We start from the raw sequence: 26,498 nt of genomic DNA on the forward strand, positions 1-26,498 counted from the left end.
TCTAATGGCAATATAAACTTAATTAAAATATTGGTAGCTGGTAAATGGACTAATAGGCTTTTTTGTCATTCATGAAAATGTTGGTAACGGTGTTTGTAATTATTTGAATATCAAGAAGTATAGACCATTTCTCCATATAAAAAATATCATATCTCACTCTGTTAATTATATCCGATTTACGTAAAATCTCTCCTCTATATCCTTTTACTTGCGCCAGACCGGTAATGCCCGGTTTTAAAAAATGACGTACCAGGTATTTTTCAACAGATGTTTCGTATTGTTTGGTGTGAACTTCCATATGTGGTCTTGGACCCACAATACTCATGTCTCCTTTAAGCACATTAAAGAATTGTGGTAATTCATCTATACTGGTTTTTCTTAAAATTTTACCGAGTTTGGTTACACGCATGTCATTTTTTGTAGCCATTTTGGTGTCGCTGTCGTCACTTTTGGTCATGGATCTAAATTTGTAACACCAAAACGTATTTTTATTGACCCCATGACGTTTTTGCTTAAAGAATAAAGGCCCTTTTGAGTCTAGTTTCATTAACATAAAGACCAAAGGTGTTAGCCATGAAAGAACGAATATGATCACCAACAACGAAAAGGTAATATCGAAAATTCTTTTTATTAAATTTGAATATTCTAAGTCTAAAGGAGAGGCCCTTAAGTTTAACACAGGAACGGAGTCATACAATTCAATAGACATAGCCCTTGAAAATAATTCTTTATTATCGGGTATAATCTTTATCTTTTTTAAGCTATTATCGGCAATATTCATAATATGCTTTATCTCATCTTTTGACAGTCTTGATGCCAAACAATATACTTCTTCAATTTTATTATTGAAAATATATTCATAACTACTTTCAATATCCCCTAAATAGGTTGGACTGTTAGATTTAGAGTTGTCAAAATAGCCCATATACCGGTATCCATATTTTGGGATGTCGAAAATGCGGCGGATTTTTTTAAGGTTCTTGTCTCTGCCTATTACCACTGTTCTGGTATGTACATACTCTTTAGTTCTAACAAGATTTCTAGACCAGTAAAAAAATATTCTAAATAGCATTAACAATGCACAGATCATTAAATAAACCAGGCTTAGGTATTGCCAAGAATATGGGTAAGGTTTAAGAAATGCAAAAGAGGTAAAGTAGACCAGCCCGAATAGTATATAGAGTTTAAAGAAATTTTTAAGACTCTGACTAAAACTTTCTCTTCTTGCCGTAGGGTAAAAGTCTAAACTATAGGTAACAAAGAACCAAGCAAGATTAATAAATACAATTGTGAATGCATTTTTATAGGTCACTGGTGTTAATGCATATAACACTATATTGACAATCAATATATGCGCTAAGAACGAAAGTGGAATAACAAAAAATGACTTTTTCAATTCACTAGGATTAAAACTTGATTAGGGACGTAAAGTATGGTATTAAAGCTTTTTGGTAGATTTGGAAATCTAATACCATTGCTTGCTTTGAGTAAAAGGAATTCGGATTACTTATTGTTTAAAAAAAAAACTGAATTTTGAATTGGGTATAGCGCTCCGCATTGTCAGCCCCATTTTATAGAACCAACCGTAGCTGTGAAATTTTGAAATGAAGTTACTTTAAACCTTCATTAAATTTTTACGGGGGAGTAAAATGTTAAACAAACTTAAGTAGCTTAAAGTTGCATTCCAAAAATTATCGACAACGAAATTATAAATTATGAAATACAAATATTAATTGAAGTTTTACTTGAACATTGGCATAAATTAATGACAATTATTATCAATTTTCATGTGATGTTTTTGAATATGTAAGAATGAAATAGAGGATTATAGTGTGCGTTTAATTGATGAATACCCTAATGTTCGTAATGTAGATGAAATTCAATTTTCTAACCATTCGTATGACTTTGGTTACTTGAGTAATAAGGGAAATTAAAAAAAGGAAACTATAAGTGTAAACGAACTTTTATACAAGGTCTCTAATTTTCATATTAAGAACAACTCCCATGCCTTCTAGAACTAACCTAACACGTTTTTTACCTACTTCTATAATTTCTGCTTTTTGATCTTTTAATGCGCCATATTTTATAGCTACTCGGTCGCCAGATTCTAATTTGGTTAAGCTGTAGTTTTCTACGGTATCATTGGACAACCATTTTTTTAAGGTTTCCATTTCAATATCGCGGACTATAGCAGGTTTCCCCAACCAGAATAAATAGCGAACAACACCAGGAATCTCAAATACTTTTTGTCTTTCTGACTCTGCAATTTGGACAAATACATAAGACTTAAATAAAGGCACTTCAATGGTTTTTTTGCGATCACTCCATTGTTTGACCTCTTTTATCATAGGGCAGTAGACATCTATATTATGATCCAGTAATCGTTCAGATACCTTTTTTTCATTCTTGGGTTTTACATAAAGTACATACCAGTTTTTCAACATATGTGCAAATAAGGGATTGCTTAATAAAGTAACTATTTTTTTGCTTTTCTAGTATTTCAATAAGTCTAAAATAGGAATTTTACAATAAGGGATTTATCATTTATAGCTATTGAGTTAATAAAAGATGTTGTGAAGATGAATAGATATGTACTTGAATTTAAATAAGTAAGAAAAAGATTACTTTTGTATATACTATTTTGACATTGTTATCGTTTTATACTAAACCCCCAAATCTAATTCTATGATATTCTTAAGCTTATTCAAATCTGTGGTTTCCAAAGGAAATACCTTAGCGCTATCTGAAAATGAAGTTTCAAATGAACTTGATATATTGTTGAACGATTTAACCATCGATACTGAAAAGGATGAAGAGTACGGCAATACTTTTGGTAAAGATGACGCCTCTGAGGTTACAGACTTAGAAAGACAAATAGAGGAGAACCAAATTCTTTATGCTCAAATGATGAACGAAAGAATGTTACGAACTAAAAGAAAATTAATGTAAGTCCTTTGGGTGTTTGCCCAGTATAACTTTAATAATAACCACAATTATCTACATAAAAAAGCTCTCAAGAAATTGAGAGCTTTTTGTGGTCTGAATGGGAATTGAAACTATCTGATATTCAAGTTTGTATTATCCTGAATTTTCGGATGATAAGAATTATAAAGTGTCTGAAATTAATAGGTCTGTATTTAAGAAATTTAAAAGTTGCCGTATTGATTATAAAAAAGATGCATCTTCTTATGCTACCAAAAATTTAGTAGATTTAAAATCAGCCTTGCTTGAGGCTAAGAGTGAAAGTGTTCCAACATCATTTGATTTTGAAAAGTGGCCAACTAAACAGGCTGCGACTTGATCGGACTCTTTTTAGTTTATCATGTATTCAAAAGAACAGAAACAAAAAATGCCCCATTTATATGGGGCATTAATATAGTTACTCAATTTATTTTAATCCTCTAGTTGCATAGAAAAATAGATTTTATACTCAACGCCATTATCCTCTATCACAACATAACCGTCGCGATCATTCACCGTTAAGGCATAATCTTCACTGGATAAAGCCCCTGTTAATAACGTGGTGGGATAATTGAAATAATTCTCTACAACAACCTTTTCATTTTTACCTGTTACGATTCTCTTTATAGTATAATCCCCAATATCTTCATTGAAAGTCAAAAGAATCTGTTTCGCAGAAGTAGCATTGCTATCGCTATATAGCTTTGACTCAGCAACCTCTAAAGTTGGGTGCTCTGAAGGCAGTTGTGTAATAGTAATGCTGTAACCGATGTAATCTAAGGGATAAATCGTATAGTTACTGGAATAAGCCACTTCATAGGTTCCCGTCGGCATGTATTGGCGAGATGAAAGATCAACGATAAGGTTTCCGTTAGCATCTACTTCTTCACTATATACATAATAGTAATTACCCATTCCATCACTTAGCAACACATTACTTCTTGTTCTTAAAAAGTTTGAGTTGGCATAACCAATAACAGGACCATTAAACAAATTTTCCCCTACTATTTTAAAAGTCCCATCTTTGCGCACCGAAGCAGTACTAATAGAATTAACTACCGGTTCCTTGGCAAAAACTACCTCTATTTTGTTTCCTTCGCTATTGACAAGGTCAAATACTTCATCCCCATCGGCATTTCGTATGACCAATTTAAAATCGGTACCTTCTGCCGGCAAAACACTTGGAAGTTCCGGCATCTCAACCCTAACCCCTGATGTAATGGATGTATTATACTCATCTTTTTTAATCAATTCATAATAGATTCCATCTTTTAACAGGAAAAATTCATGATCATCCACAGCATCATCCTTTATATATACAAACAAATCTAAATAATACCCTGGCCATATTGCTTTCTCAACAGGTATTGGATTGCCATCGTTATAAGGGGTTACCACCTTTGTGAAATTCGATCTTCCTTTAAGTAGCCTAAATCCGTCAGATTCATCGGTATTTTCACTTGCTATCGAAACTTCAAGTGCAAATCTGTTATTTATATAGGAATCGGGTAGGGTTGCCGTTATTTCCTTGGTTTCTTCATTAATACTCTTTATCTCGAGGTCAAAGGACTCCAAATCACTGAACAACCGTACCTGTATACTATCGCGATAAGGTGTGAGTTCATTCACCTCGAACGTTATATCGCCTCCTAAAGGCACATCAGCAAATTCACTTGAAACAAAACCATCTATTCTCACTTCGTCAAGTGGCCAATTCTTAGCCAAAACAAGAATCTCATTTGTTGTGCCGTCGGCTCCTGTCACTGTATATTTGACCGGAGAAGAATAATCAGTTATTCCGGCGGGATCAGGCTCCAAAGTAGCTCCTTCAGAAACCTCGATCTGTGCTTTTAAATCTGTTATATCGGCAAAGGTGAACGTGTAGTACAAGGTATCTATATCTGCCGGATTTTGTCCGTAAAATCCCGTGCTATAACTACCCGAATTCTCAAATGTTACCAGTGTAATTTCATTTTCGGAATCAGATTTGTCCAATACGGCCGTGTATTCCTTTTGGGATTCGTCCTCAGCTGTTACCGTATATTTAACCGGACTGGTAAAATCTACCGTTTCTTCCGAAGCGGGTTCTATATCTGCCATTTCAGAATAGGTGATTATCGGTGCCAAAGCAGTTAAATCTGTGGTAGAAGGAAAAGTATAAAAGATACTGTCGTTCCTGATTGCGGCCGTATAATCTTCATTGTCAATACTTATCTTAAATGAAATAATCTCTTTGGCATCACTCAAAACCTCCTCTTCTGGAGTATCAGGCGAATCATCGGATTCATTTTTAGAACATCCTAAAAAAGACAAGGTCAATAAAAAAAGTGCAATAGGTTTTTTAAGCATAATTTGATTGTTTGTTGAATTGGTTTAACGATGAAAATATTATTTCATTGTCTTTAAAAACATAAACAGGGGAATCCCAATATGTTTTACTTTCTACGCATCATTTCTTTTTAAAACAGGAAGGGGTTAGCTACTTTTTCCATGTAACAAAACGAAATAAAACTTTTCATTTTCATATAATGCAATCATAAGTCAATGATATATGTTTAGGGGTTTTGTAAATGAATTTACCTGCTTTACCTCCATGAGAAAGAACGGCTAAATGACTTATATGTGGATAATTGAGATGAGGAAGTATATCTCTGGATATTTGTTCATAATGAGTATCGCCTGCTAAAATCATATTATTGCATTTAGATTTAATTGTCAATATTAATCCTGAAATATTTCTGTTCTTATGAAAGTTGTTTATTTTGTTGAGGTTCTATGCCATGTCTTAATTTAACATGTTGTAGAAGTCGAGAATATGATACTTGGCATATTTCACAGGTAGATATTTTTACGATTTGGAGTTTCTGTTGATGGTGAATAGCCTCAAATATAATCGAGTATTTAAAATTGCCAATTGTGCACCTTGTCTTTATGGACAGACAGCTTGTAGAAATAAATATGGGTGTAATTTTAGCTGGGAAAAGATTTACCGTACACTCTATAAACGCAAAAATCCTAATTAGTTATTTAGTAACTAATTAGGATTTGTATTTGCGGTCTGGACGGGACTCGAACCCGCGACCCCCTGCGTGACAGGCAGGTATTCTAACCAACTGAACTACCAGACCGTGGCGTTTAGCGAGTGCAAATATACACCGCATTTTCAATTGCACAAACATTTTTCTTTATTTTTTTTAATACTAGAGAAACTTATTTCTTTCTACTAGAAAAGTATTGAGCACTGTAGAGAAATCTTGGCGAATATTTACGTCTACATATTTGATTTTATACTGGGCGCATTTCATTTTTATTTCATTTAAATATGCTGTAACACGTTCATTATAAGCTTCCTTAATATTTTCTGCATATAAGTCTAAATGCTCTCCAGTTTCTACGTCGACAAATCTTTTGGGTGTATTTTCAAAATTGAAGAATAATTCTCGCTGTTTATCAATCGGGTGAAAAAGTACGACATCATGCTTATTAAATTTTAAATGACGTAGTGCTTCAAACAATTCCGCATCATTTTTTTCGGTCTGAAACATATCCGTGAACAAAAAAATTAGACTTCTGCGCTTAATATTTTCTGCAATCTGATGTAAATAGGTGTATGTTTTTGTCTCCTTTGGTGGATTTTTCGCTATTCCGACAGCACTTAATTGTGCCAAAAGCATTTGAAAATGACGTTCGCTTCCTTTTTCCGGAGCATAATAACTATAAGAATCGGAGTAGATGCTTAGTCCTACCGCATCACGTTGCCTTTTTAGTACGTTCATTAACGCTGCTATACTCAAGACGCTAAAACCAATCTTATTTAAGGAATCAATACTTAAATTGTCTACTTCTGGATAATACATAGAAGCCGAATTATCCAAAATCATATGGCACCTTAAATTGGTCTCTTCTTCATATCTCTTGGTATAGAGTTTATCTGTTTTTGCAAATAATTTCCAGTCTATGTGCTTGGTGCTTTCACCATTGTTATAGATTTTATGTTCTGCAAATTCCGCAGAAAATCCATGAAAGGGACTTCGGTGAATTCCGCTGATAAAACCTTCCACTACTTGATTGGCAAGAAGCTCAAGATTGGAAAATAAGGACGATTTGTTTAACTCTGATTGTAGATTCACATTACTAAAGATAGTGAAGACAGCCGAACTATATAAATGGAAAGAATTAAAATTGCCATAAATAACAAGAGCCGGCAATTGCCGGCTCTATGAACTTATTTTATTATAACGTATATCAGTTTTTACAAAGCTGCATCAATAGCGTCTGTATAAACTTTTTTAGGTGATACACCTACTTGTCTACTTACTATTTCACCGTCTTTAAAAACTAAAACTGTCGGTATATTACGTACACCATATTTAGCGGCAAATTCTTGATTTGCATCTACATCAACCTTACCAACAACAGCTTTGCCGTCATATTCAGTACTAACTTCGTCTATGATAGGACCTACCATACGACAAGGACCGCACCATGCTGCCCAAAAATCTACTACTACAGGTTTATCGCTTTTTAAAACTACCTCGTCAAAAGTAGCATCTGTTATTTCTAATGCCATTTTATTTACTTTTATTGATTATGCAAATTTAGTCAATTATTCTTCTGTTTCCTTACGTGCCCACAATTCGTTTTGCCTATACGGGTATCAAGCTAATTTATCAATTTTTAGGGCTATTTTCTTACATAGTACTGCTAAATAAAAGTTATAATCTACAGTACATACGAATGTTAATACCTGTTTATTGGCTTTTTAATGTACGTATATATACGTTAATTGAGCTTAAAATGAACGTCTTGTTGTTCTAAAAGTTGTAATAACTCACTAGAAATGTGCACTTTTTGTCGTCTACTATTTAAGTTCACCTTTATTTTTTCTTGCATTTCGTAGACCACGAAATTAATGGCATGTTCTCCTTTATGGTTTTCAAAGGTATCTTTTAATGTTTTGACCTTTTCTTCTTTTAGTTCGGCAATATTGAGTTTGATGGTCAGTTTTCTAGCGTATGTTTCCATAACTTCTTGCAGTAGCATAAAACTGTTGAATTGCATTCTGGGATCGCCTTTTTTGCCTGTTTCCTTATTGGTCCACCCATCTCTAACAAATAATTTTACGTATGCGAATGAATTTATCATTAAGAAATGTCTGAACTTTAGGTATTCTTCACCAAAAATTCTAAACTCAAAGGAGTCGGTATAATCTTCCATGGTAAACGCTGCCCAGCCTTTTCCGTTTTTGGAGACTCTATGTTGTACATCGGTAATTACTCCGGCAAATGTAAGTTCTCTGTTTACATAACTAGGTAAATCATTAACGCAGCCAATATTTGCATTGCAGAAGGCTTTTATTTCTGTTTTAAAGTCGTCCAACGGGTGACCAGATATATAAATACCCACCACTTCTTTTTCTCTTCGTAATTTTTCCATGGTACCCCATTCTTCGCATGGTGGCACAACGGGTTCTGGTATTTGTACTTCACTGGCATCACCAAAGAGACTTACTTGCGAAGAGTTTTCGTTTTCTTGGTATTTGGCGCCGTACTTAATTACTTTTTCCAAAAAAGTAATGCCATCGCCTTCATCATGAAAATATTGCGCCCTATGTGTAGTGCCAAAGGAATCGAAGCCACCGGCAACTGCCAAGTTTTCAAATGCTTTTTTATTCGCTGCACGTAAATCGATTCGTTTGGCAAAATCGAATACCGATTTGTAGGGTCCAACATCTTTTCTGTTCTCTACAATGGTTTCAACCGCACCGCGACCAACGCCTTTAACCGCACCCATACCAAAACGCACGGCACCGGCATCGTTAACGGCAAACTTGTAGTACGATTCGTTGACATCTGGACCAAGAACTTCTAAGCCCATACGCTTACATTCCTCCATGAAGAAAGTTACCTGCTTAATGTCGTTCATATTATTACTCAATACCGCCGCCATATATTCGGCAGGGTAGTGAGCTTTGCAATAGGCAGTTTGGTAGGCGATCCATGCATAGCAAGTGGAGTGCGATTTGTTAAATGCGTACGCTGCAAAGGCTTCCCAGTCTTTCCAAATTTTCTCCAGTTTATCAACGGCATGTCCTTTTGCAGAAGCTTGATCAATGAACTTTGGCTTCATTTTGTCAAGTACGTGCTTCTGCTTTTTACCCATCGCCTTACGCAAGACATCGGCTTCACCCTTGGTAAAGTCCGCCAACTTTTGCGAAAGGAGCATCACCTGCTCTTGGTATACCGTAATACCATAGGTTTCCGCTAAATATTCTTCACAGGCATCCAAATCATACACAATTTCTTCGGTACCATGTTTACGGGCGATAAAACTTGGTATGTATTCCATCGGACCTGGTCGGTACAAGGCGTTCATAGCAATAAGATCCGCAAAAACGGTAGGCTTTAACGAGCGCATGTGTTTTTGCATTCCAGGAGATTCATATTGGAACACCCCAATAGTTTCCCCTCTTTGGAAAAGCTCGTATGTTTTTTCATCATCTAGCGGAAAATTCTCTGGGTCTAACTCAACACCGTGTTTCGCTTTTACGCTTTTAACGGTGTCCTTAATTAAGGTCAGCGTTTTCAATCCCAAGAAATCCATCTTCAGCAGTCCGGCATCTTCCACTACGGAGTTGTCAAACTGGGTACAGTACATGTCCGAATCCTTGGCAAGTGCTACGGGTACGAACTTGGTAATATCATCTGGGGTAATGATCACCCCGCAGGCATGAATACCGGTATTACGAACAGAACCTTCTAAAACGTAAGCTTGGTTTAGGGTTTCGGACTCTAAACCGTCGCCTTCGGATATATTTAGAAGCTCATTAATTTTCTCTAGCTCTTCACTGTTGAACTTACTTCTAAGTACTTTTTCATCGACCCCGATAATCTTTTTTAGCTTAGACATGTTCGGAATCAACTTCGCCATACGGTCGGAGTCTTGCAAAGGCAAGTCTAAAGCACGAGCTGTATCTCTAATGGCAGATTTTGCTGCCATGGTACCATAAGTGATGATTTGCGCCACTTGGTTAGAACCATATTTGTCGATTACATAGTCCATAACACGACCACGCCCTTCATCATCAAAATCAATATCGATATCGGGCATACTTACACGATCCGGATTCAAAAAACGCTCAAAAAGTAGGTCGTACTTAATAGGGTCCAAATTGGTAATCCATAAACAATAGGCAACCGCAGACCCTGCCGCAGATCCACGACCGGGACCTACAGAAACATCCATATCTCGCGCAGCTCTAATAAAATCTTCAACGATCAGGAAATAACCAGGGTATCCGGTCTTTTCAATTACCTTGAGCTCAAAGTCTAATCGTTCATCAATTTCCGGAGTAATCTCCCCATATCTCTTTTTGGCGCCTTCGTAGGTAATGTGGCGTAGAAACTTGTTCTCACCGCGTTTGCCTCCGTCTAATTTATCTTCTTCAAATTGAAATTCTTCGGGAATATCGAAGGCGGGTAACAGTACATCACGTGCCAAGGTAAAGGTCTCGACCTTATCAATAACTTCCTGAATATTGATGATAGCTTCCGGAATATCCTTAAAAAGCTCTTTCATCTCATCGGATGACTTAAAGTAATATTCTTGGTTAGGCAAACCATAACGATAACCACGTCCGCGACCAATAGGGGTTGACTGCTTTTCACCGTCTTTTACGCATAAAAGAATATCATGTGCATGAGCGTTTTCTTTCTCTACATAGTAGGTATTATTGGTGGCTACTAGCTTTACATTGTGCTTTTTTGCAAACTGAATTAAAACTTGATTTACACGGTCTTCATCTTCTTGACCGTGACGCATGATCTCTATATACAGGTCATCGCCAAAGGTTTCTTTCCACCAAATAAGGGCTTCTTCAGCTTGGTTTTCACCAACGTTCAATACTTTACTGGGTACCTCACCGTATAGGTTACCGGTAAGTACCATAACATCTTCTTTGTACTGCTCTATAATTTTTTTATCGATACGAGGTACATAGTATTTACCGTCAACAAAGGCAATGGAAGACATCTTTGCCAAGTTTAAATACCCTTTTTTACTCTTGGCAAGCATCACTATTTGGTACCCATTGTCTTTCTGTGATTTATTGGTGTGGTCTTCACAGACTTGGAACTCGCAACCGATTATAGGGGTTATTTCCTGCTCTGGTTCCGGCAACTCATTCAAAGGTTCTTGTCCTTCTTCCAATGTTCCGTTTTGGGTAGCTTCGTATCGTTTTAAGTTGGCTTCGTTTCTTGATGCCACTCCTTTATTATGGTTCAGTACGCCGTTCACGAAGTGAAAAGCCCCCATCATGTTGGCATGATCTGTCATGGCTACGGCGGGCATCTTTGCTTTTGCAGCAGCAGCGACCAAATCGGGTACACTAATGGTAGACTGAAGAATTGAAAATTGTGTGTGGTTGTGTAAATGTGCAAAACTTGCGTTTTCTAAGGTCGCAAGGTTTTCCTGTATTTCCTCTTGTGAAACTCCGCCCGTATCTTTTTCCCAAAGTGCATCGGCTATTTTTTTCGATGCTTTTTTTAGGTTGATGTGTTTAAGACCAATGAGTTGAATCTCCTGCGGATTCGCTTCAGAGAAATTCTTGAAATAATCGGGCTGTACATCTAATTGCTCAGCGGTATACTGATGTTTTCTGATCAGCTCTAAAAAACAACGCGTAGTGGCCTCAACATCGGCAGTGGCATTATGCGCTTCCCCAAAAGGTTCGCCGAATAAAAATTGGTGCAGTTCGGTCAACGTTGGCAACTTGAACTTACCGCCACGGCCACCGGGAATTTGGCACAGTTGTGCGGTATGCTCGGTACAGGTGTCCAATACGGGCAATTCTTGTAACGGATTCTCCACGCCCAAACGGTGAAATTCTGCACCCATAATATTCACGTCAAAACCTACATTCTGCCCAACAATGAATTTTGTTTTGGACATGGCGATGTTGAACTTCTTCAGTACCTCGGAAAGGGAAATGCCTTGTTGCTCGGCTAGCTCGGTAGAAATACCGTGAATTTGCTCAGCATCATAAGGTATGTTGAATCCGTCAGGGCGTACCAAATAATCTTGATGCTCAATGCAATTACCCATTTCATCATGCAACTGCCATGCTATCTGTATACAGCGGGGCCAGTTGTCAGTATCGGTAATGGGGGCATTCCAGTTTTTTGGAAGACCGGTAGTTTCGGTATCAAAAATAAGGTACATATAGAATGTTCTGAGTGTTCAACACGGTCAGTTGAGTGACCTAAAAAGTGCCTATAAAATTACGAAAAAGGAGGTGTTGGTGAAAACGGAGTTACCAAGAGTTATTAACGAGGGTTAATGAGGACAATTTTATTCCGATCATCCACCATCTTAAAATGCTGATAATGTGAGTTTTTTACTTGAAAAATGATTTTTGAAATTATGATTTTCAAGTAGCTGTATACGTTGTTAAAATATTTTTAAGGATAGTGACTTAAATAACTATGCTTAGTTGTTGCCAATTCGGTAATTTGAATTATATTTGCACCCGCTTTCAGATCAGCTTTGCTTGTTGAAGGCGAACGAGTTAAAAAACTAGAATTAATAATCAAGGGTCGGGCACCCTACAAATTAATGTGATATGCCAGTAAAAATTAGATTACAAAGACACGGTAAAAAAGGAAAACCATTCTATTGGGTTGTAGCAGCAGATGTTAGAGCTAAAAGAGATGGTAAATTCTTGGAGAAATTAGGTATCTACAATCCTAATACAAACCCTGCAACTATTGAGCTTGATGTTGATAGCTCTGTAAAGTGGTTACAAAACGGTGCACAACCAACTGATACTGCTAAAGCTATTCTTTCTTATAGAGGTGTTCTTTTAAAGCATCATTTATTAGGTGGTGTTCGTAAAGGAGCATTAACTGAAGAGCAAGCTGAAGAAAAATTCAATGCTTGGGTTGCTGAAAAAGAAGCTGCAATTGCCGATAAAGTTGGTGGATTGGATAAAGCTAAAGCTGAAGCTAGAGCTGCTGCATTGAAAGCGGAGAAAGAAGTAAACGATAAGCGTGCTGCTGAAGCTGCCGCTGCTGCTTTACCAGAAACTCCAGAAGGTGAAAGTGCAGAGGAAGAAGTAGAAGCTGTTGAAGCTGCTGGTGAGCCAGAACAAGCTACTGAAGCTCCTGCAGAAGACGATAAAGCATAAATTATAAGAAACGATGCGCAAGGAAGATTGTTTCTACCTAGGTAATATCGTTTCAAAATATAGTTTCAAAGGCGAGGTACTGGTTAAACTAGATACCGATGACCCCGAGATATACGAAAACATGGAATCAGTATTCGTTTCTTTAGGAAACAATCTGGTTCCATTTTTTATTAAAAGATGCCGACTTCATAAATCTAACCTTCTTCGTATAGATTTTGAAGAGGTAAAATCAGAATCTGATGCAGACCGCATTATGAAATCTGGTCTCTATCTACCCCTTACCATGTTACCTAAACTTACCGGTAACAAATTTTATTACCATGAAATCATCGGTTTTACGATGATCGATGCTGTTCACGGAGATATTGGAATCATACAAAGTGTCAACGATACCACGGCACAAGCTTTGTTCGAAGTGGAGAAAGATGATAAGCAACTGCTTATTCCAATTAACGATGATATCATTATTAAAGTAGACCGAGAGAACAAGTGTATTCATGTAAATACCCCAGAGGGTCTTGTTGATTTGTACCTGTCTTAAAATCAGTGCCTAATTATCATTGCGTTTCTTTTAAGTTTTGTTGTTAGACATTGTGATACTGATAATATTCAGTTTTGTTTTTAAGAATTCTATTATTATTTAGCTTCTTAGCTTTGTTATTGGTCGAATTTTAACTGTTATTAAATTGTAAAGTTTGTAAGTTCATTGCAGTTATCAAAAACCTCCACCAATGACAATGAATTTAATGAACCAATTGTTCAAAGTTGTTTCCGTCGTTTTTGCATGCTGTTTAATATTCAGTTGTGCATCGGAAACAGAAAAAACAATTGCCTTAGCAGATGGAGCTAGTTTAAATAGTGTTCCAGAAAAAATCGATTTTACTTTTCATGTTAAGCCAATTCTTTCAGACCGTTGTTTTATATGCCATGGTCCTGATAAAAATGCCGTAGAAGGTAATCTTTCCCTTCATTCGGCAGAAGAAGCTTATAAAGCATTAGGCGAGTTAAAAGACCATGCGGCCATTGTACCCGGCGATGCTTCGAAAAGTAGTTTGGTAGAACGCATTAATAGTAATGATGCAAACTTAATAATGCCACCACCGGAATCTAACCTTGTTTTAGAAGATTTTGAAAAAGAAATTTTAGAAAAATGGATAGAGCAGGGGGCAGAGTATAAAACGCATTGGGCATTTATACCGCCAACACCACAAGAAGTTCCTGAAAATAATGATGATCAAGCTTGGGGAAACAATGAAATTGATGCCTTTGTCTTAAATAAGATGAAAGAAAAAGGTATGAGTCCCAGTGATAGGGCCAGTAGTGAAAAATTATTGCGCAGAATTACATTTGATTTAACCGGTTTGCCGCCTACGTTGGAGCAATTGCAAAAGTTCGCTGCCGATCCTTCTGAAGAAATGTATGAGGAAGTCATAGATTCTCTATTGCTTTCTATTGATTATGCTGAAAATATGGCTGCTGAGTGGATGGATATTGCCCGTTATGCCGATACCCACGGATATCAAGATGATTTTGAGCGTACCATGTGGCCTTGGCGAGATTGGGTAATTCACGCATTTAAGGAGAATATGCCCTATGATCAGTTCGTAACATATCAATTGGCAGGCGATTTAATGCCAAATGCTAACCTTGAACAAATATTAGCTACCGGTTTTAACAGGAATCACAAAATAACTGCCGAAGGCGGGGTGATTCCTGAAGAATACCGGGTTGAATATGTTGAAGATAGAAATACCACGTTGGGTACGGCATTTTTAGGTCTTACTCTAGAATGTGCACGTTGTCATGATCATAAATATGATCCTATAAGTCAAAAAGAGCATTTTCAGTTTTATAGTTTCTTCAATAATATTCCTGAAAAAGGTTTGTTGGCAAATGCAGCTGAATTGCCTGAACCATATATAAAAGTAACTCCAAAAGAGGTTGATGATATCCTCGGATTTATCAATCTTGAAAAAAGTGAGATGAAAGAAGTGCCGGTAATGGTCATGAAAGAAATGGATAAACCGCGAAACACCTATATTTTGGAAAGGGGTATTTATGATCAGTATGGCGAAGAGGTATATCCTGATACTCCTGAATCCATTTTACCCTTCAATGATTACCCTAAGAATAGATTAGGCTTGGCAAAATGGTTGTTTGAAGATGAACACCCATTGACGGCGAGAGTTGCGGTCAATAGATTGTGGCAACGTATGTTCGGTAGTGGTATTGTGGCTTCTTCGTTCGATTTTGGAAACCAAGGTTCTTTACCTACGCATCCGGAATTGTTAGACTATTTAGCCATTAAGTATAAAAACGAAGGTTGGGATACCAGAAAAATGTTGAAGTACATTGCCATGTCAGAAGCATACCGCCAAGACACCAAGGCAAGTCCGGAGAAACTAGAACAAGATCCAGAGAATAAATATTTAGCAAGAGCTTCTCGTTTACGATTATCATCTGAAGCTATTCGCGATCAAGCATTGGCATTTAGCGGATTGTTGAATAGAGAAGTTGGCGGACCCAGTGTAAAACCTTATCAGCCCGAAGGAATTTGGGAAGAAACTACAGGTGGCGGTGGCGGTAGTACCGCATCATATACACTAAGTGAAGGTGATGATGTGTATAGAAAAAGTATCTATACTTTTTGGAAGCGCACCGTGCCACCACCAAGTATGATGACCTTTGATAGTAGCTCTAGAGATTACTGTTCGGTTAAAAGACAAGAAACGAATACACCGTTACAGGCTTTGGTCTTATTGAACGATCCACAAATAGTGGAAGCAGCTAGAGTTGCTGCCGTTGGGCAGATGGAGGCAAACCCCAATGCCGAGAATGAGCAGATCAAAACATTGTTTTATAAAGCTACTTCGCGCTTACCAAATGTAACTGAAGTACAATCTTTAACCGATTACTATAGTGAAATGCTGGCAAAGGTAGAGAGTGGTGAAATTTCTACAAGTGAGTATTTAAGTATAGGTAGAAGTGAAGTGCCTGCTGATTTGAACAAGGATAAATTGGTGGCTATGACACTCACGGCGCACACCATATTGAATTTAGATGAAACTATAAATAGAGGCTGATTATGAGCGAAAAGAAAATAGTTGAGGAACGGTCACTAATTTTAAACAGACGTTCTTTTTTAGGAAAAGCGGCTATGGGAGTTGGAGGAATTGGTTTGGCTTCTTTATTAGGTAACAACTTGTTTAGAAAAGGCGAAAATGGATTGTATACGGCAGATAGTGGTCCGGCAGGGGTAAAGGGAGTATTGGATTCCCTACATCATCCTTCAAAAATAAAAAGAGTAATTTATTTGTTTCAAAGTGGTGGTCCATCGCAACTGGAGCTATTTGATTATAAACCACTTTTAAATAAACGTAGAGGTGAAGATTTGCCGGAGTCTATAAGAAACGGGCAACGACTAACGGGTATGACTTCTGGTCAAGATAGATTCCCATTAGTAGGCTCAAATTTCGGATTTCAGCAATACGGTAAAAATGGTACTCATATCAGTGACTTATTGCCGTATACAGCCAAAATTGTAGATGATATCTGTATCGTAAAATCAATGTATACAGAGGCGATTAACCATGATCCTGCTGTTACGTTCTTTCAGACAGGGTCACAGCAACCAGGTAGACCAAGTATTGGTTCGTGGTTGAGTTATGGTTTGGGTAGCGAAAATGAAAACTTGCCAGCGTTTACGGTGCTTCTTTCAAGAGGTTCGGGCAGACCTAACGGACAGCCATTGTACACACGTCTTTGGGGTAACGGATTTTTACATTCCCTACACCAAGGGGTGCAGTTTAGAGCGGCAAAAGACCCTGTGTTATACTTGAACGACCCAAAAGGAACTACCGCAGATGTAAAAAGATCGATGTTGGATAAGTTGGCAGAATTGAATGATCAACACTATCAAGAATCTAACGACCCGGAAATTCAAAGTAGAATTGCACAGTATGAAATGGCATATAGAATGCAAACTTCTGTACCAGATGTAATGGATACCGAAGGGGAACCCGATTATATTTATAAAATGTACGGGTCTGATGCTAAAATACCGGGTACGTTCGCTGCGAACTGCCTTTTGGCAAGACGTTTAGCGGAGAAAGATGTTCGCTTTATTCAATTGTACCACATGGGGTGGGATCAGCATGATAACCTTCCGGGAGCTATAGAAAAACAGGCGAAAGATGTAGATCAGGCTTCAGCTGCCCTGGTGTCAGATTTAAAGCAACGAGGACTTTTAGAGGATACCTTGGTGGTATGGGGAGGCGAGTTTGGTAGAACCAATTATTCGCAAGGTTTGCTTACCGATACCAACTACGGTAGAGATCACCACCCAAGGTGTTTTACCATGTGGATGGCAGGTGGTGGAATTAAACCTGGTATTGTGTACGGAGAAACCGATGATTTTGGATATAACATAACCAAGAACCCTGTGCATGTACATGATTTTCAGGCTACTATGTTGCATCAATTGGGAATTGACCACGAGAAATTCACCTATAAATATCAAGGTAGACGATTTAGATTAACCGATGTAGAGGGTCATGTAGTCAAAGATATTTTATCATAATGCAAAGAAGAACATTCATTAAAAATACAGCCACTGCATCTGCAGGAATACTAACGTGCTCTTCTGTTGGTGCAAATATATTGGAATATAAAGATGCCATTATTGGTCACGGTAGTCATCGATATAAGATTGATTTGAATTGGGGCGCCTTAAATCCTAATTACTACCCGGTGAACGATTGCCATGAGATGGTGCAAGATTCTAAAGGCAGAATTTTGTTACTGACAAATAACACAAAAAATAACATCATTGTTTATGACCGTTCGGGGAATTTGTTGGAAGCTTGGGGAACGGATTACCCTGGTGCACACGGACTCACTTTAAACGTGGAAAATGGGGAGGATTTTTTATATATAGCCGATAATAATCGGCATGAGGTAATCAAAACTACCATTGATGGTAAAGTGGTGCAGGTATTTTTATACCCCAAGGAATCTGGAAAATATATCGCTAAAGAACAATATATACCTACTGAAACCACAATCGCAGAGAATGGAGATGTCTATATTGCCGATGGGTACGGGGCGCAATACATTATGCGTTATAATGCCAAAGGTAAATTGTTACAGACTTTTGGTGGTAGAGGAGATGAAGATCATTTATTTAATAATGCACACGGCATTTGCATTGATACACGCGGAGGTAAATCTCCTGAGCTTTTAATTACCGCCAGGCAGCAAAATAAGCTTAAGCGGTTTACTATGGACGGTGAATTTATTGCAAGTATAGATTTGCCCGGAGCATATATTTGTAGACCCGTAATTAAAGGCGAGAACGTTTATTTGGCAACCATTTGGTCTGGAGACGGATCAGATGGAACGGGATTCATTTCTATTTTGGATAAAAATAACAAACTGATTTCTGCACCAGGCGGATGTACTCCTGTATATGGTGAAAACGGCTTGGAACCCATGTATCAATCCATCAAAATATTTACGCATCCGCATGATGTTTGTGTAGACGATGACGATAATTTGTATGTTGCTCAATGGAATTCGGGGAAAACATATCCTATAAAACTTAATAGAATATGATCAAGCGTACTTTTTATTCCATATTCGCAATGCTCATGTTGTGCCAAGCATGTATTTCTCAAAATACAGAATTCGCATCCACAGAGATGTTTCAATTATCCGATCCTCGAATACAAGTTTCATCTATTTTTTTTGATTCGTACACCACCCTGAATTTTGGTTTGGATATGCCTAACTCAACTATAAAATATACCTTAGATGCTAGCACGGTAAATCTTAATTCAAAGGTGTTTACCGAACCATTGAAAATCACCGAGAGTGCTATTATAAAGGCAAAAATGTTTCATCCGGATTATAAAGAAAGCGATGAAGTACAGCTCGAAGTGGTGAAAATTTCAAGAAATAGTGCTATTAAACAGATAGAGATTACTCCTGCTCCCAGTGAAAAATATTCAGGAATGGGATCTGCGGGATTAATGGATTTAAAGAAAGGCAGTGCTCAATTTGGAGGTGATAAACAATGGTTGGGGTATCAAACGGAAAAAATATCCGTATCGCTTCAGCTGAAAAAAAATAGTACCGTTCATAAAATTGTGGTGAGTGCGTTAACCAATCAATCAAATTGGATATTTGCACCAGGTAAGGTCGAGGTTTTTCATGGGGACTCTTTAATTGGGGAAATGACATATCCTAAGAGTAAAAAAGAAACATTGAACAAGGCAACATTTTTAAACGTACCGGTTAAGAAAGGGATTTACGATACCTTAAAAGTAGTAATTTATCCGCTTGAAGAAATACCGGAATGGCACCAAGGCAAAGGAACTACTCCTTGGGTTTTTATTGATGAAATAATTATACAATAGCATGATACAATTAGGAATACAGATAGGACACCTACACCCGCTTTTTGTTCACCTGCCCATAGGTATCATCATGCTTGCCTTTATTTTAGAGATATATGGTAGGTTAAAATCAAAAGACGCTTTTAACGAAGTTGTAGAATTTACGTTGTTGGTAGCTGGTGTAACGGCTTTGTTGTCATTGGGTACAGGTTGGTTGCTAGGTGAAGAAAGTGGTTATGATGAAGATTCGCTCTTTTTACATAGATGGATGGCGGTTGCGTTTACCGTAACAACGATACTGCTATACTTGGTGAAACGAAGCAAAATAGAATGGGTGAGCAAAACCTATATTCCAACTTTTTTATTGGTATTGGCTCTGATTAGTCTTACAGGGCACTTTGGTGGTAATATGACCCATGGCGAAGATTACCTTTTCATGGAAGAAAAAGAAGAACTTGTCATTACGAACATACAAGAAGCCCAGGTATATGCGCAAGTAATTCAGCCCATATTGGATGACAAGTGTGTAAGTTGCCATAATGCCAATAAGGCTAAAGGCGGACTGTTAATGAGTACGCCAAATGAGATTATAAAAGGTGGTGATTCGGGGAGTTTATTCGATACAATTTCCGGTCAAGAACAAGCCTTGTTTTTAGAAAGAATACACCTGCCAATGGATAATGATGATCATATGCCGCCAAAAGGAAAGGTACAGCTTACAGATAATGAAAAGGCATTACTTGAATGGTGGATGGCGAATAAGAATTGCTTTGAATGTAAGGTAAACGAGTTGCCAAAAGAAGGTAAAATGGCAACTATTTTGACTTCTTTGGAACAAGATACTTCTGCAATCGCACTTTTGACAAAAGACGCTGTTGAGGTGCCAAAAGAATGGTTGCAAAATGTTAAGGCTGCAGGTATATCTGTGCAAACGTTATCTAGTACAAACCACCTTTTAACGGTGAACATGGCAAGTATGAATGCTGTGACCGAGGAAACTTTGGAGATGTTGGAAGATTATGCTCCAAATGTTATTGAGATGGATTTAGGATTTAGCAATTTCAACAATGATTTGATGGCAGCATTGAAACCGTTTAAAAATCTGCTAAAACTAAAATTGCAGCATACCCAAGTTACCGATGATATTGGTAAGTACCTTGGTGATTTTGAGCTTTTGGAATCTTTGAATTTATATGGTACTTCGGTGACGGATAATTTGATAGATGAATTGAAGGAAAATAAAAGACTCCGCAATATATATCTGTGGAAAACTGAAGTTACCGAGGATGGATTGGCACAATTACAACAAGATTTGCCTAGCGTGACCATACAGCAAATTGGTGCAGATGTTTTTAAGGCGACCGTTTTAGACCCGCCAACGATTATTAGTGATCGTAGTTTTTTTAGTGATAGTTTAAAAATAGCCATAGAAAGTCTATTTGAGGGAACGGAAATCTATTACACACTTGATGGCTCGAAACCTACGGAATCTTCTTTAAAATATGAAGGCGAGATTACGCTTGAGACCACAGCAAATGTAAAAGCAATAGCGACTAAAAAGGAGTGGGAGCCTAGTCATATTACCGAGCGTACATTTATCAAAAATAATATCGCATACGCAAATGTAGATTTATTATCAGTTCCTAATGAAAAATACAAGGGTCAAGAAGGTAAAACATTGATGGATCAAAAACGGGGTTCCGTTAATTTTGTTGATGGCAATTGGTTGGGTTTTGAAGGCAAACACTTAAATGCCGTTGTTGAATTAGAGAAAAAACAATCTATTTCTAAAGTTTCTATCGGTGCTTTGTCTGCACCTGCAAGTTGGATATTTTATCCCACATCTTTTGTAGTTTCCGTTTCTAACGATGGTGCTAATTATAAGGAAGTAGGTAGAAAAGATATGGGTAATGAAGAACCCAATGCCGAGGTAAAACTTACTTTTTTCGATTTGAATATTGCGCCTACCGATGCAAAATATGTAAAGCTATCCATTAAGAGTCCGTTGAAAAATCCTGATTGGCATACCGATCCAGGTGGTAAAAGTTGGATTTTTATTGATGAGGTGGTGCTGAATTAAGTTGTTTGGTTGGCATTGAAATAAATCATTAAATATCTGTAAACGTTTGTTATGAGTTTAAAATCATGTTACATTCTATTCTTGGTTACCGTAATCTCTCAGCATATATCTGGTCAGAAAATAAAGCCTGCTGAAAAGAACAGACCCAATGTTATTTTGATTTTTACTGACGACCAGGGTTATAATGATGTGGGCGTTTTTGGGGCAAATGATATTGATACTCCCAACTTGGATCAAATGGCCGCAGACGGAGCCAAACTCACCCACTTTTATGCTGCCCAAGCGGTGTGTTCCGCTTCTAGGGCGGGAATTTTAACGGGTGCTTATCCAAACAGAATCGGTATTCATAATGCCTTTATGCCCAATAGTAAAGTAGGTCTACATCCAGATGAGACTACACTAGCGGAACTTTTAAAGGAAGAAGGATATACTACCGCTATTTTTGGGAAGTGGCACCTGGGCGATGCAGAACAATTTATGCCGAACAACCAAGGTTTTGATGAATATTATGGAATTCCATATTCTAACGATATGTGGCCATTACATCCACAGCAAGGACCTATTTTTGATTTTGGTCCGTTGCCTTTATATGAAAATCAAAAAGTGATCGACACGCTTATAGATCAAACGAATTTAACCACGAAGATTACCGAGCGCAGTGTCGATTTCATTAACCGCAATAAAGAGAATCCGTTCTTTTTGTATGTTCCGCATCCGCAACCCCATGTACCCTTATTCGTTTCGGATAAATTCAAAGGAAAATCCAATAGAGGCAAGTATGGTGATGTTATTATGGAACTCGATTGGTCTGTTGGGGAAATTATTAAAGCAGTAGAAAGGAATGGTTTAACGGAGAATACCATTGTTATTTTTACATCTGATAACGGACCATGGTTGGCATACGGAAATCATTCTGGTAGTGCCTTACCTTTTAGAGAGGGTAAAGGAACCGGATGGGAAGGTGGACAAAGAGAACCTTTTATCATTAAATATCCGAAAGAAATTAAAGCAGGGTCGATTATCGAAGCCCCTGTAATGGCCATTGATATTTTACCATCAATTGCTGAGGTAACGAATGCTCACTTACCGGAAAAAGAGATTGACGGTAAAAGTGCATGGTCGCTATTTACAGGTAAGACTGATGAGAGTCCGCAAGAGGCATATTTCTTTTACTACCGAGTCAATGAACTATTCGGTGTTCGGTACGGCAAATGGAAATTATATTTTCCACATCGGTATAGAACAATGAACGGTCAGAAGCCTGGCAAGGATGGTTTTCCCGGAAATTATAAAATGATCGATCTTAAGCAGATTGAACTTTACAATTTGGAACTAGATGAAAGCGAGACAACCGATGTGGCACAGGCTCATCCAGAAGTGGTAAAGACCATCCAGCAGTTAGCGGATGACATGCGTACAAAACTGGGCGATTCACTTTTAGATATAGAGGGAAGCGAAACGCGTTCACCAGGTCGTATTGACTAATTAGTTTTTCAGTAGTTTAAAGAATTGCAATTCATCATTATTGTTTCCTACAAGAAAGTAGTTGTTTTGACCGTTGTTTATGGCTACCAGTTTTTTTGTATCACCATCAGCAAAAAATCCTGTTTCCGAACCTCTCTTAGCGGTAAATGCTCCTTTGCCATCACCTAAAAGTAAAACCCCTGTTCCGGCATCGTTTCTTGGAGTTTCTATTTCTGAAACGTATAAATTACCGACTGCAAGAACATCTAGCCACCCATCGCCATTAAAATCGCTTACATGCATATCATTTATATTAGAAAGTTGTGCCAGATTGGGTAGGTCGCTAATTGTAAATTGCCCGTTGCCCAAATTTTCTATATAGACTGAAGCAAATGTATCTGCACTGTAGTGTAGCGAGTTTTTTAATTTTTCTTCGCCGTATACATCTTTCAGTTCCATAGAGGCAAAGGCGTCATATTTTACTATCTTTTTCTTTAAAGCAGGAATTTGTTCTGAAGAACACGAAAAACCTCTTAAAGGATAATGTTTTTCTTTATTGTAATACCCTAGAACGATGTCTGCGTTACCGTTGGAATCAAAGTCATTGTAGTAAACATCAAAAGGCTTGTCTGGACTGGTTTTGTATTTATAGTTTAAACCAAGGTTGCCGGCTATATAGTCCAGATCACCATCATTATCAAAATCACCTTGTTCTATACTGAACCACCAACCGTAACTTGATTTAAAATCTTCGGTATTGATTTTTGATAAGTTGCCATGGTTATTTTCAAAAACGGTAATAGGCATCCATTCTCCAACAACTATGAGATCTAAGTCATTGTCTTGGTCGTAATCGGTCCAAATACCGTCGGTGACCATACCGATATTTAATAACTCTGGCGATAGGGTTTCTGTTTGGTTTACAAGCTGTCCGTTGTCATTCACCAATAACATGCTGGAAGTTGGATTTGGATATTGATGCGGCGTATGTCTGCCACCTACAAATAGATCTAGGTCGCCATCTCCATCATAATCCGCTGATTTTACTACTGACCCACTAATTCTGTTCGCATTCAGAATAGCTCCTTTATTAAATGTGTCGTTACCTTGGTTCAAGTAAACTCTATCGGTGTAATGAAAATCATTTTTTGGGTATTCGTTTCCACCACTAACAACATAAAGATCTTTTAATCCGTCATTGTTGATGTCAACAAAAAGAGCATCTACATCTTCGTAACCTGCTTCTTTTTGCCAAAATGTAGTCTGACTCTCTTTAAAACTTCCGTTTTTCTGTTGAACAAATAGGATAGGAGCTTGGTTTGCGGCACCGCCAATATAGAAATCATCTAATCCGTCATTATTGATATCTCCAGCAGTCAGCGCTGGTCCAAATTGTGAGAGTTTATGAGGTAGTAGTATTTGTTTTTCAAAATCGTTAAAAGTGTTCTCTTGATGCTTGAATTTTGCATTTTGAGTTGCAGTGACATCGGCAAACAGATATTGATTAGGTTTTTCTGTTCTACCTTTATTTTCATCAAATTCGTTTGATGTAATCTCTAACAACTGATTAGCTTCTATATTTTTTTTAATGGTGGTATTTCCATTAGGCCATAACACAATAAGGCTATCAATTTTTTTATGGCTGTTCAGTCCAAAATGTAGGGTAGACTCACTGGTAGAGTATATGCCTCTTACATTGGTACTTTCTAAGGTTTGTACCTCTTTTGAGGTGTATAGATTAACCCTGGTGCCAAAAGTTGGTCTATTGTTTTGATCAATAAGTTTAATTCTCAGGAAATTTCCATTTTCTAAGCTTTCTGAATTATTTCTGTAAATAAAAGCTTCGTTATTGATGTTGTTCACTACTAAGTCAAGATCGCCGTCATTGTCTAAATCTGCATAAGCAGACCCATTTGAGAACGATTCTTCATCTAGTCCCCAATCATTGGATCTGTTCTTAAATTCCAGATCTCCTAAGTTTTGATAGGCATAATTTTTTAAAGGTTGTGATGGTACCATACCGACGGCTTTTTCAAGGTCTACAATATCCCAAATACTTTTGATATTCTGTGCCCTTGGATTTTTTTGTAGCCATTGAGCCCTGGTAGTATTGATATAGTTGGCAACATTTTTGTCCGCATCGGTATTTCTAATATCTCTTAGCAGTCCGTTAGTAACATAAGTATCTTTTAATCCGTCATTGTCAAAATCGGCGATGAGGTTGGACCAGCTCCAATCTGTTGCTGCCATACCGGTGAACTGAGCAATGTTGCTAAAGGTTTCATTTCCATTGTTAAGCTGTAATGTATTGTACATGTATTGGTAGCCACCACCATCTTCTACAACTTTCCAAAAAGAATCGATATTCATACCGCTCATATTTGATTTTAGCCTGAAGTTGTCTTCCGAAACCATATCTAACACAAAAACATCTAAGCTTTGATCATTATTGATATCGGCAACATCTACACCCATGCTGTAGTAAGAAGTTTGTTTTAGAGCACTTTTTTCGATGCTTGAAAACGTACCGTCTTGATTGTTGAGGAATAAAAAATCTGGAGCGTAAAAATCATTGGCGACATAGAGGTCTGGCCATCCGTCGTTATTAATGTCACTTGCCGATACTGCATTTGGAAAACCCGTACGGTCTATACCTGCAGCTTTAGATACATCTTCAAAGGTATTGCCATTATTCTTGTAAAGCTTTAGTGCATATTGGGGTACAAGAAGATTGTCTGCATTGTGGTATTGAGAAAGGCTACCCGGATTTGGTGGTTGGGTCAATAGGAAAAGATCTAATAGACCGTCTTTGTCAAAATCTAAAAAAGTAGCATGTCTTGTTCTTTCGGTATTCGCAATCAATAATTCTTCAGCCTTTTCTTCAAAAGTTCCATTGCCTTTATTTAAGTACAATAGGTTTCTTCGCCATGCTGGGTTTTCATCATAAAGTTCTCTGCTTACGTAAATATCTTGGTGTCCGTCATTATTGATGTCGGCTATGGTTACGCCGGTTGACCATCCTTCAAAATTTTTAATACCTACTTTTTGGGTAACATCTTCAAAAACTAAATTCCCCTTGTTTAGGTATAATTTATCTGGTACCATATTGCCAGCAAAGAAAATATCTTGTAGCCCATCATTATTAAAATCACCAATACCCACACCTGCGCCACCATAAAAGTTTGCATAGGCAAATATGTTTTTGTCCTTATCATCTTTAATGATGTTATTGAAATCGACACCCGTTTCATTTGAAGGGAGAAGTGTAAATAATTTTGGTGTTGCCTTAGTCTCTTCCGGAGCATTTTCACAACATAAAATTAACAAGGAACAGAAGTATAATAAATGCCTGATTTTCATGATTACAAGATACTATTTTATACAAAAAAAGGAGAGTTTCCCCTCCTTTTCAAAC

Annotated in this window: 17 protein-coding genes and 1 tRNA gene; 10 read left to right on the forward strand and 8 right to left on the reverse strand. The window is 37.5% G+C overall.

All coding sequences use genetic code 11. The features are described from left to right. Positions 1–49: 49 nt before the first annotated feature. On the reverse strand, positions 50–1,396 hold the full coding sequence (locus EXIGUO8A_RS09310) for an undecaprenyl-phosphate glucose phosphotransferase (protein ID WP_159302916.1): 1,347 nt from the start codon (positions 1,394–1,396) through the stop codon (positions 50–52). A gap of 568 nt (positions 1,397–1,964) precedes the next feature. Continuing rightward, a complete protein-coding gene (locus EXIGUO8A_RS09315; protein ID WP_159302917.1) occupies positions 1,965–2,444 on the reverse strand; it encodes a UpxY family transcription antiterminator in 480 nt (159 codons plus the stop codon). A 241-nt stretch (positions 2,445–2,685) separates the two neighbouring features. Here EXIGUO8A_RS09315 and EXIGUO8A_RS09320 point away from each other — a divergent pair, with 241 nt between their 5' ends. Next, positions 2,686–2,949: a hypothetical protein gene (locus EXIGUO8A_RS09320; protein ID WP_159302918.1), complete on the forward strand. Its 264-nt coding sequence runs from the start codon at positions 2,686–2,688 to the stop codon at positions 2,947–2,949. A 124-nt stretch (positions 2,950–3,073) separates the two neighbouring features. Beyond that, positions 3,074–3,301 (forward strand): hypothetical protein, encoded by a 228-nt coding sequence (locus EXIGUO8A_RS09325; RefSeq protein WP_159302919.1) that lies wholly within the window; start codon positions 3,074–3,076, stop codon positions 3,299–3,301. Between the two features lie 92 nt (positions 3,302–3,393). Here the strand turns inward: EXIGUO8A_RS09325 and EXIGUO8A_RS09330 are convergent, their stop codons facing one another. The 5 genes from EXIGUO8A_RS09330 to dnaE form a co-directional block, all read right to left on the reverse strand. Continuing rightward, positions 3,394–5,310 carry a hypothetical protein gene (locus EXIGUO8A_RS09330; RefSeq protein WP_159302920.1) on the reverse strand — a complete coding sequence of 639 codons (1,917 nt, stop codon included), beginning with the start codon at positions 5,308–5,310 and terminating at the stop codon, positions 3,394–3,396. 705 nt (positions 5,311–6,015) lie between these two features. Continuing rightward, positions 6,016–6,089 (reverse strand) — tRNA-Asp (locus tag EXIGUO8A_RS09335). Positions 6,090–6,161: 72 nt separating this feature from the next. Beyond that, positions 6,162–7,091 (reverse strand): DUF58 domain-containing protein, encoded by a 930-nt coding sequence (locus tag EXIGUO8A_RS09340; RefSeq protein WP_159302921.1) that lies wholly within the window; start codon positions 7,089–7,091, stop codon positions 6,162–6,164. A 122-nt stretch (positions 7,092–7,213) separates the two neighbouring features. Beyond that, the gene (trxA, locus tag EXIGUO8A_RS09345; protein WP_027065108.1) at positions 7,214–7,531 is read right to left on the reverse strand and encodes a thioredoxin; all 318 of its coding nucleotides are present in this window, start codon (positions 7,529–7,531) and stop codon (positions 7,214–7,216) included. A gap of 212 nt (positions 7,532–7,743) precedes the next feature. Beyond that, entirely contained in the window at positions 7,744–12,180 is a 4,437-nt protein-coding gene (dnaE, locus tag EXIGUO8A_RS09350; RefSeq protein ID WP_159302922.1) for a DNA polymerase III subunit alpha, read from the reverse strand. A 400-nt stretch (positions 12,181–12,580) separates the two neighbouring features. Here dnaE and EXIGUO8A_RS09355 point away from each other — a divergent pair, with 400 nt between their 5' ends. From EXIGUO8A_RS09355 to EXIGUO8A_RS09390, 8 genes are all read left to right on the forward strand, one after another. Beyond that, on the forward strand, positions 12,581–13,144 hold the full coding sequence (locus EXIGUO8A_RS09355) for a 30S ribosomal protein S16 (protein WP_116770205.1): 564 nt from the start codon (positions 12,581–12,583) through the stop codon (positions 13,142–13,144). 13 nt (positions 13,145–13,157) lie between these two features. After that, positions 13,158–13,685, forward strand: coding sequence for a ribosome maturation factor RimM (gene rimM, locus EXIGUO8A_RS09360; RefSeq protein WP_159302923.1), 528 nt, complete (start codon positions 13,158–13,160; stop codon positions 13,683–13,685). Positions 13,686–13,875: 190 nt separating this feature from the next. Beyond that, complete coding sequence (locus EXIGUO8A_RS09365; RefSeq protein ID WP_201304110.1) at positions 13,876–16,227, forward strand: PSD1 and planctomycete cytochrome C domain-containing protein; 2,352 nt, start codon at positions 13,876–13,878, stop codon at positions 16,225–16,227. 2 nt (positions 16,228–16,229) lie between these two features. Next, positions 16,230–17,723: a DUF1501 domain-containing protein gene (locus EXIGUO8A_RS09370; protein WP_159302924.1), complete on the forward strand. Its 1,494-nt coding sequence runs from the start codon at positions 16,230–16,232 to the stop codon at positions 17,721–17,723. Continuing rightward, on the forward strand, positions 17,723–18,757 hold the full coding sequence (locus EXIGUO8A_RS09375; protein ID WP_159302925.1) for an NHL repeat-containing protein: 1,035 nt from the start codon (positions 17,723–17,725) through the stop codon (positions 18,755–18,757). Before EXIGUO8A_RS09370 ends, EXIGUO8A_RS09375 begins: the two co-directional genes overlap by 1 nt. Continuing rightward, on the forward strand, positions 18,754–19,560 hold the full coding sequence (locus EXIGUO8A_RS09380) for a chitobiase/beta-hexosaminidase C-terminal domain-containing protein (protein WP_159302926.1): 807 nt from the start codon (positions 18,754–18,756) through the stop codon (positions 19,558–19,560). The genes EXIGUO8A_RS09375 and EXIGUO8A_RS09380 overlap by 4 nt, the downstream gene beginning before the upstream one ends. A 1-nt stretch (position 19,561) precedes the next feature. Further along, a complete protein-coding gene (locus EXIGUO8A_RS09385) occupies positions 19,562–21,619 on the forward strand; it encodes an FN3 associated domain-containing protein (protein WP_159302927.1) in 2,058 nt (685 codons plus the stop codon). Between the two features lie 51 nt (positions 21,620–21,670). Further along, positions 21,671–23,104, forward strand: a complete 1,434-nt coding sequence (locus EXIGUO8A_RS09390) for a sulfatase family protein (RefSeq protein ID WP_159302928.1) — start codon at positions 21,671–21,673, stop codon at positions 23,102–23,104. On the opposite strand, the gene EXIGUO8A_RS09395 is transcribed toward EXIGUO8A_RS09390, so the two are convergent. Next, positions 23,105–26,443, reverse strand: coding sequence for a VCBS repeat-containing protein (locus tag EXIGUO8A_RS09395; protein ID WP_159302929.1), 3,339 nt, complete (start codon positions 26,441–26,443; stop codon positions 23,105–23,107). Positions 26,444–26,498 lie beyond the last annotated feature (55 nt).

The organism is Maribacter litoralis (assembly GCF_902506355.1).
In the GTDB taxonomy this organism is placed as follows: Bacteria; Bacteroidota; Bacteroidia; order Flavobacteriales; family Flavobacteriaceae; genus Maribacter; species Maribacter litoralis.